Source organism: Reyranella sp. (assembly GCF_050185545.1).
Classification (GTDB): domain Bacteria; phylum Pseudomonadota; class Alphaproteobacteria; order Reyranellales; family Reyranellaceae; genus Reyranella.
Genome location: NZ_JBFWZI010000293.1, coordinates 1 through 6,256 on the forward strand (window position 1 = coordinate 1; position 6,256 = coordinate 6,256).

Sequence of the window (6,256 nt, forward strand, 5' to 3'; positions counted from 1 at the left end):
CCAACATCCAGGCACCCCGCTTCGGCAAAGGTGCCGCCAATAGAAACCCATTGTCGGCCTGCACGGGAATACAAAATGTTGAGGTGAGTCAAAATGACACACCCAAGAGTTGTGTCCACTCCGTAGCTGCTTCGCTGGGGAGGTGTCGCCGTCCTACGGCGACCTGCCTCCTCCGAAGCGAAGCCGACGCGGCTTCGCGCAGGCAGACGGAAGGGTCATGCTCATGCGGACCGCGGGCGTCTCGCCCGCTCATACTCATGAGATCACGAGCGGGCGAGACGCCCGCGGTCCGCATGAGCATGACCCTTCCGTCTGCGAAGACGCGGACACCCCAGCGGGGCGCCGGGGAGGACCATGAAAGGGCGCGCTTCACTTTCCGGGGAGGCAGGCCGGCGTCCCTTGTGACGCTCGGATCGGTGGCCCATATCACGCCCATGCGAACCACCCTTCTTGCCATGGCTGCGCTGGCCCTTGTGAGCAGTCCGGCGATGGCGCAATTGGTGCCCGGCTCCGTCGGCAATGCCGGACGCCTTCCCGACACGATGCTGCCCGGCGCCTTGCCGCCGCCGCCCACGATGCCGGCGCCGTCGAGTCCGGCGCCGGCGCCGTCGGCGTCCTACGGCAATCGCTATCCCAATACCGAGTCGCTCTCGCGCGACCGGGTCGAATCGCAGGGCTACCGCGTGCAGCGGATCACGCCGCAGAACAACGGCTCGTGGAAGGCGGAGACGCGGCGCGACGGCGTTCCGAGCCGGGTCATCATCTATCCCGACGGACGCATGGTCGAGGAGCGCTAGACTCGCCTAGGTCGACGCCTCGGCCGCGATGCGATCGAGGATCGGCAGGAGATAGCGGCGGAACTCGGCCGGGCTCTCGGACATGGGGAAATGACCCATGCCGCGCATCACCTCGAAATGCCGCGCCTTGGTGATGCGGGCGACCTCGGCAGTCAGTTCCGGCGTGGCCGAAAGATCGTACTCGCCGGTCAGCAGGTACAACGGGCACTTCCGGGTATCGAGCGCATCGAGCGCCGCGTTGCGCAGGTCACCGTCGGTGAAATAGTAGTGCAGGTCGCCGAGAAACACCGACGGCCCACCCTGCATGTAGTGCCAGAGTGTCTCCCAGCGATCGGCGTTGGGCGACGCCGGCGCGATCAGGCACGCGACCGAGCCGGCCGCGGCCTCCTGGCCGTGCACGTCGGGCCGGAACATGAAGCCGAGATCGCGCAGCCTGGTGTCGGCGCCGGCATCGGCATGGGTTGCCGATTGCAGGCCGATCGCTGCCCGGAAGTGCTCGCCGTGCCGCAGCGCCAGGTGGAGGACCGCCCGGCCGCCGATCGAGCATCCCATGACGACCGGACGATCGAGCCCCAGCGCACGCGACACCGCCGTGACGATGTCGACATAGCCGTCGGTCGTGAGGCGGTAGGCCTCGCGCTCGAAGCCGGGCGGCGGCGACGACTTGCCATGCCACGGCAGGTCGAAGGCGATCACGCGATAGCGCCGCGTGATGTCGGCGTCGTTGAGCAGGGCGCGATACTGCCTGCCGTCGGCCCCCGCGGTATGCAGGCACAGCAACGGAATGCCCTGCCCGGCCTCTTCGAAATAGAGCCGGTGCGGCTTGCCTTGAAAGTCGAGCCGCAGATAGCGACCGACGATCGGCTCGATGACCGGCATACCGACGGGTGCCGCTTTTTCGGGCGATGCTTCCGGCCGCAATGCGGCGAACACCTGCTCCAGGAACAAGAGGTTGCGGCCCCAGGCCAGCACGTCGCCGTCCACGGTCATGTGCCCGACGCGCTGCATGGCGACCAGGCTCTGGAAGCCGACCGGCGGGGAGGGCTTGGCAAACTCGGCCCACACGCCCGGCCCGGCGGCGAGGCTGAAGGCGGCGGATGACGCCGCACCGGGCTCCACGGCAATGTCCTCGCCGATCCGCACGCCGATCTGCTCCTCGCCGCTCTTCACGGTCAGCAACAGGTTGGCGAGTCTGGCCCGTCTTTGCAGGGCCGCGTTGTCGTCGAGCGCTCTCGCGAGACGCGTGAAGTCGACCATGGTCATTTGCCCACTTTGATGTTGGCGTCCTTGATCACCTTCTCCCACTTGGGGATGTCTGCTGCGATGGCGGCGCGGGTCTCCTCGGCGGTGCTGCCGACGACCTCGAGGCCGATCGCCAGGAACTTCTTCTGCACCTCGGGATCGGCCAGCACCTTGAGCGCATCGGCGCGCACTTTGTCGAGGATCGGCTTGGGCGTGCCGGTCGGCGCCATCAGGGCGAACCACGAGACTGCCTCGAAACCCGGGAACCCCTGTTCGGCCACCGTCGGCAGGCTCGGCGCGCCCGCCGCCCGCTTCTGGGCCGTAAGGGCGAGCCCGCGCACCCGGCCGTCATTGACGAACGGCATGGCAGCGCCGGCGTTCTGGATGCCGACCGGCACGACACCGCTCATGACATCGGTGAGGTTGGCGCCGCGATAGGGAATGTGCTCCATCTTGATGCCGGCCAGGCTGCTCAGCAATTCGGTGGCGACATGCTGCGGCGTGCCGACGCCCGGCGAGCCATAGCTCAGCTTGCCGGGGTTCGCCTTGGCGTAGGCGATCAGCTCGGCGAGTGATTTTACCGGCATGTCGTTGTTCACGAACAGGATGCTCGAGGTAACGAGCGTGGTGGTGATCGGTGCCAGATCCTTCAACGGATCGAACGGCAGCTTCTGCAGGCTGGGCAGTATTGTGATGGCCGCGTTGCCGGACCACAGCAGCGTGTAGCCGTCGGGGTTGGCCTTGGCCACGCGGTCGGTCCCGATCGCGCCCGAGTTTCCGGGCACGTTCTCGACCACCACCGGCTGCCCCCACATCTCGGCAAACTTGTGGGCGAATATCCTGCCGCTGACGTCGGTGGCGCTGCCGGCCGTGAAGCCGACAACCAGCTTGACCGGCTTGTCCGGCCAGCTGGTCTGGGCTGCCAGCGGCGCGGCAACGAAGGTGGCAAAGGCGAACGCGGCGGCGACTCGGCAAAAAAGGTTCATGAACGCTCCTCCCGTATCGCGGATCTCGGCGACCAGCCGGATCCCCGTCGTTGGCGTCTATCCTTGCATATCGCGCTTCGCGCGCGCGAGCGCCCGGTAGGCCATCAGCGTCGCCCAGCGAGTGCGCGGTTCTCCAGGCGGCTCAGCAGGCGGACCAGGGGCCAGAGCAGCAGGAAATAGACGATTGCCGCCAGCACGATCGGGGTCGGGCTGTAGGTGACGCTCTGCGCCTGGCGGGCCTGGAACAGGAGCTCGGGAACCGCCACCACGCTGCCGAGCGACGTGAGCTTCACCACCTCGAGGGTGTTGGACAGCAGGTCGGGCAGGACGTTTCGCACCGCCTGCGGCAGCACGATGTAGGTCATCGCCTGCAGGCGGCTGAGGCCGGTCGAACGGCCGGCTTCGATCTGGCCGGACGGCACCGAATCGATGCCGGCGCGAAAGATCTCGCCGTAGTAGGCGCCCGTGTTGAGGAAGAAGGCGATGGCGACACAGGCGAAGCCGCCGAGCTCGAGCCCGGCAAACGGCAGGCCGGCGAAGAGCAGGACCAGCAGGACCAGCGGCGGGAAGGCACGAAAGAAATCGACCCACGCCATCAGCGGCCAGCGCACCAGCGGATGATGGATCGTGGCGAGCAGTGCCAGCATCAGGCCACCCAGCAGGCCGAGCGGCACCACGATCAGCGACAGCAGAACGGTGTTCCACAGGCCGGCCAGCACGATCGGCCAGATCGCGGCGATGATCTCGGGATTGAGAAAGGTCTCGATCATCGCTTCCACGCGAACCGTGTTTCGATCCAGCGCGCCGCAACGACCACTGGCAGGAACAGGACGATGTAGGCCGCCGCTCCCATCATCAGCGGCGACGGATTGTACGAGTTGGAAACCGCGGAGCTCGCCTGGCCCAGGATCTCGGTGACGGCCACGACGGTGCCGAGCGCCGTGCCCTTGGTGATGGCGATAGTGCGGTTGGTGAGCGGCGGGATGGTGAGCCGCAGCGCCTGCGGCAGGATGACGTTTATCAGGGTCTGCCAGAATGACAGCCCGGTCGAGCGCGAGGCCTCCCACTGGCCACGCGGAATCGAGGTGATGCCGGCCCAGAAGATCTCTTCGGAGAAGGCCATCAGCACGAAGGCGAGCGACAGCCAGGTCGACACGAACCCGGACGGCGACACGCCCGCCGCCGGCAGGCCGAAATAGATGAGCACGATGATGACCAGCGGCGGCAGGGAGCGGAACAGGTCGACGATGAAGATGATCAGCCAGTTGAGCGGGCGGATCGCCAGCGCCCGCAACAGCGCCAGCGCCAGGCCCGCGAGCAGCCCGCTCACCACGATCAGCACGGCGAGCTCTATGGTGACGACCATCCCCGACAGGATGTCGGGATAGTATTTCAGCATCACCTTCGCATTGAAGAAGGTGTCGACGAAGCGGTCCCAGGTGCTCATGGCGCGGGGCCGCCAATCACACGCCTCCCACGTCTTACGCCAGGGAGTGCACGCAATTCTTTTTCCTCCCCGGTCATCGGGGGAGGTAGCCCGCAGGGTCGGAGGGGGAAGGCCGCAATCGGGTTCCCTCCGCTCCCGACGTCGAAATCTGGAGCGTCTCTTTTGGGGCCTTCCCCCTCCGCCCCGTATGACGAGCCACCTCCCCCGATTACGGGGGAGCGACTCGAGATGTGCCCACTCCGTCGCGGCGGAGGCAAATGAAGTCGTGCTCGTCCCACGTCAGTGCCGCTGGATCTGGCCGATGAAGGTGCGGGTGCGTTCCTGGGTCGGGTTCTCGAAGATGGCGGCGGGCGGCCCCTGCTCCACGATCAGGCCGTGATCCATGAACACCACGCGGTCGGCGGCATTGCGGGCAAAACCCATCTCGTGGCTGACCACGATCATGGTCATGCCGCTCTGGCGCAGGTCGCGCATGACCTCGAGAACCGAACCCACCAGCTCCGGATCGAGCGCCGAGGTCGGCTCGTCGAACAGCATGACGCGCGGCTCGAGCGCGATCGCCCGGGCGATGGCGACGCGCTGCTGCTGGCCGCCCGAGAGCTGGCCCGGCGTGTGGCCGGCACGGTCGGCCAGGCCGACGCGCTTCAAGGCCGCGAGGCCGAGCTCATCGGCCTCGGCACGCGACTTGCCCACGACCTTGCGCAGCGCCAGCGTCACGTTGCCGAGCGCCGTCATGTGCGGATAGAGGTTGAACGACTGGAACACCATGCCGATGCGCTGGCGGGCATGGTTGATATCGGTGCGCGGGTCCAGCATGTCGATGCCGTCGACCACGACCGATCCGGAGGACGGCTCCTCCAGTCGGTTGAGGCAGCGCAGCAACGTCGACTTGCCCGAGCCCGACGGCCCGATGACGAACACCAGCTCGCGCTCCGCCACCCTGAGATCGACGCCCTTCAGGACATGAAGGGCGCCGAAATGCTTGTGGACGTCGCGCGCGTCGACGATCGGTTCAGCCACACTTCAGCTCGTGCGGCGTCGGATCGTAGCCCGGCATGCCCGGCACGCCGTAACCCGGCGTGATGACGACGGCGAGGTCATCGGCATCCGGCTTCTTGTTGAACCACTTCTCGTAGAACTTGGCCATCGTGCCGTCCTTCTTCATGCAGTCGAGCGCGTCCTGCAGCTCGGCACGAAGCTTGGGATTGTTCTTCGGCACCGGTGCGGCCCAGTGGGCGCGCGTGTCCTTGAGCTCGAGATCGGCGACGAACTGCGGATTCTTCGAGGCGGCAAAGACGATGGTGGTGTTGCCGCCCAGCGTGGCGTAGGCGCGCCCCGAAATCACGGCCTGGGTTGCGTCGGGCTGGGTGTCGTAGACCTGCACGGTGAAGCCGTGCTTCTCGCCCATCTCCTTGGCGAGCTTCTCGTAGGGCGTGCCCTTGTTCACCGAAACCGACTTGCCCTTGAGATCTGCCCAGCTCTTGATCGGGGCCGAGCCCTTCTTGATGCCGAACTGATAGGCGGTCCACAGATAGCCCGCGGTGAACAGCATGTTCTCCGCCCGCTCCTTGGTCACGGTCGTCGGCGCCGCGATGAAGTCGTAACGGCCGGCCTGCATGCCTGGGATCAGGGTCGAGAAGCTCACCGAATCGATCACGATCTCGCGCTTCATGCGGCGCGCCACCTCGGTGAAGACGTCGATCTGGAACCCTTCCGTGCCGCCGCCCAGCTTTGGCATGGCGTGCGGCGCGAACGTGCCGTCGACCCCCGTGCGCAGCGGCGGC

Annotated in this window: 7 protein-coding genes; 1 reads left to right on the plus strand and 6 read right to left on the minus strand. The window is 66.7% G+C overall.

The genetic code is table 11. The annotated features are described in order from the left end of the window. Positions 1 to 488: 488 nt before the first annotated feature. Positions 489 to 797, plus strand: a complete 309-nt coding sequence (locus AB7O82_RS36380) for a hypothetical protein (RefSeq protein WP_428556179.1) — start codon at positions 489 to 491, stop codon at positions 795 to 797. 6 nt (positions 798 to 803) lie between these two features. On the opposite strand, the gene AB7O82_RS36385 is transcribed toward AB7O82_RS36380, so the two are convergent. The 6 genes from AB7O82_RS36385 to AB7O82_RS36410 form a co-directional block, all read right to left on the minus strand. After that, positions 804 to 2,060, minus strand: coding sequence for an alpha/beta fold hydrolase (locus AB7O82_RS36385; protein ID WP_428556182.1), 1,257 nt, complete (start codon positions 2,058 to 2,060; stop codon positions 804 to 806). Further along, the gene (locus tag AB7O82_RS36390; RefSeq protein WP_428556185.1) at positions 2,057 to 3,025 is read right to left on the minus strand and encodes a Bug family tripartite tricarboxylate transporter substrate binding protein; all 969 of its coding nucleotides are present in this window, start codon (positions 3,023 to 3,025) and stop codon (positions 2,057 to 2,059) included. Before AB7O82_RS36390 ends, AB7O82_RS36385 begins: the two co-directional genes overlap by 4 nt. Before the next feature lie 104 nt (positions 3,026 to 3,129). Continuing rightward, positions 3,130 to 3,795: an amino acid ABC transporter permease gene (locus AB7O82_RS36395; RefSeq protein ID WP_428621714.1), complete on the minus strand. Its 666-nt coding sequence runs from the start codon at positions 3,793 to 3,795 to the stop codon at positions 3,130 to 3,132. Then, the gene (locus tag AB7O82_RS36400) at positions 3,792 to 4,472 is read right to left on the minus strand and encodes an amino acid ABC transporter permease (RefSeq protein ID WP_428556427.1); all 681 of its coding nucleotides are present in this window, start codon (positions 4,470 to 4,472) and stop codon (positions 3,792 to 3,794) included. Before AB7O82_RS36400 ends, AB7O82_RS36395 begins: the two co-directional genes overlap by 4 nt. A gap of 279 nt (positions 4,473 to 4,751) precedes the next feature. Next, complete coding sequence (locus AB7O82_RS36405; protein ID WP_428556429.1) at positions 4,752 to 5,492, minus strand: amino acid ABC transporter ATP-binding protein; 741 nt, start codon at positions 5,490 to 5,492, stop codon at positions 4,752 to 4,754. Further along, positions 5,485 to 6,256 (minus strand): transporter substrate-binding domain-containing protein (locus tag AB7O82_RS36410; RefSeq protein WP_428621716.1); only part of this gene is annotated, 772 nt, incomplete at its 5' end. The genes AB7O82_RS36410 and AB7O82_RS36405, both read right to left, overlap by 8 nt.

What these genes read in the sequence shown, in the direction of transcription:
- AB7O82_RS36380 (WP_428556179.1), top strand. Translation starts at nt 489, where the DNA reads ATGGCGCAATTGGTGCCCGGCTCCGTCGGCAATGCCGGACGCCTTCCC.
- AB7O82_RS36385 (WP_428556182.1), bottom strand. Translation starts at nt 2,060, where the DNA reads ATGACCATGGTCGACTTCACGCGTCTCGCGAGAGCGCTCGACGACAAC.
- AB7O82_RS36390 (WP_428556185.1), bottom strand. Translation starts at nt 3,025, where the DNA reads ATGAACCTTTTTTGCCGAGTCGCCGCCGCGTTCGCCTTTGCCACCTTC.
- AB7O82_RS36395 (WP_428621714.1), bottom strand. Translation starts at nt 3,795, where the DNA reads ATGATCGAGACCTTTCTCAATCCCGAGATCATCGCCGCGATCTGGCCG.
- AB7O82_RS36400 (WP_428556427.1), bottom strand. Translation starts at nt 4,472, where the DNA reads ATGAGCACCTGGGACCGCTTCGTCGACACCTTCTTCAATGCGAAGGTG.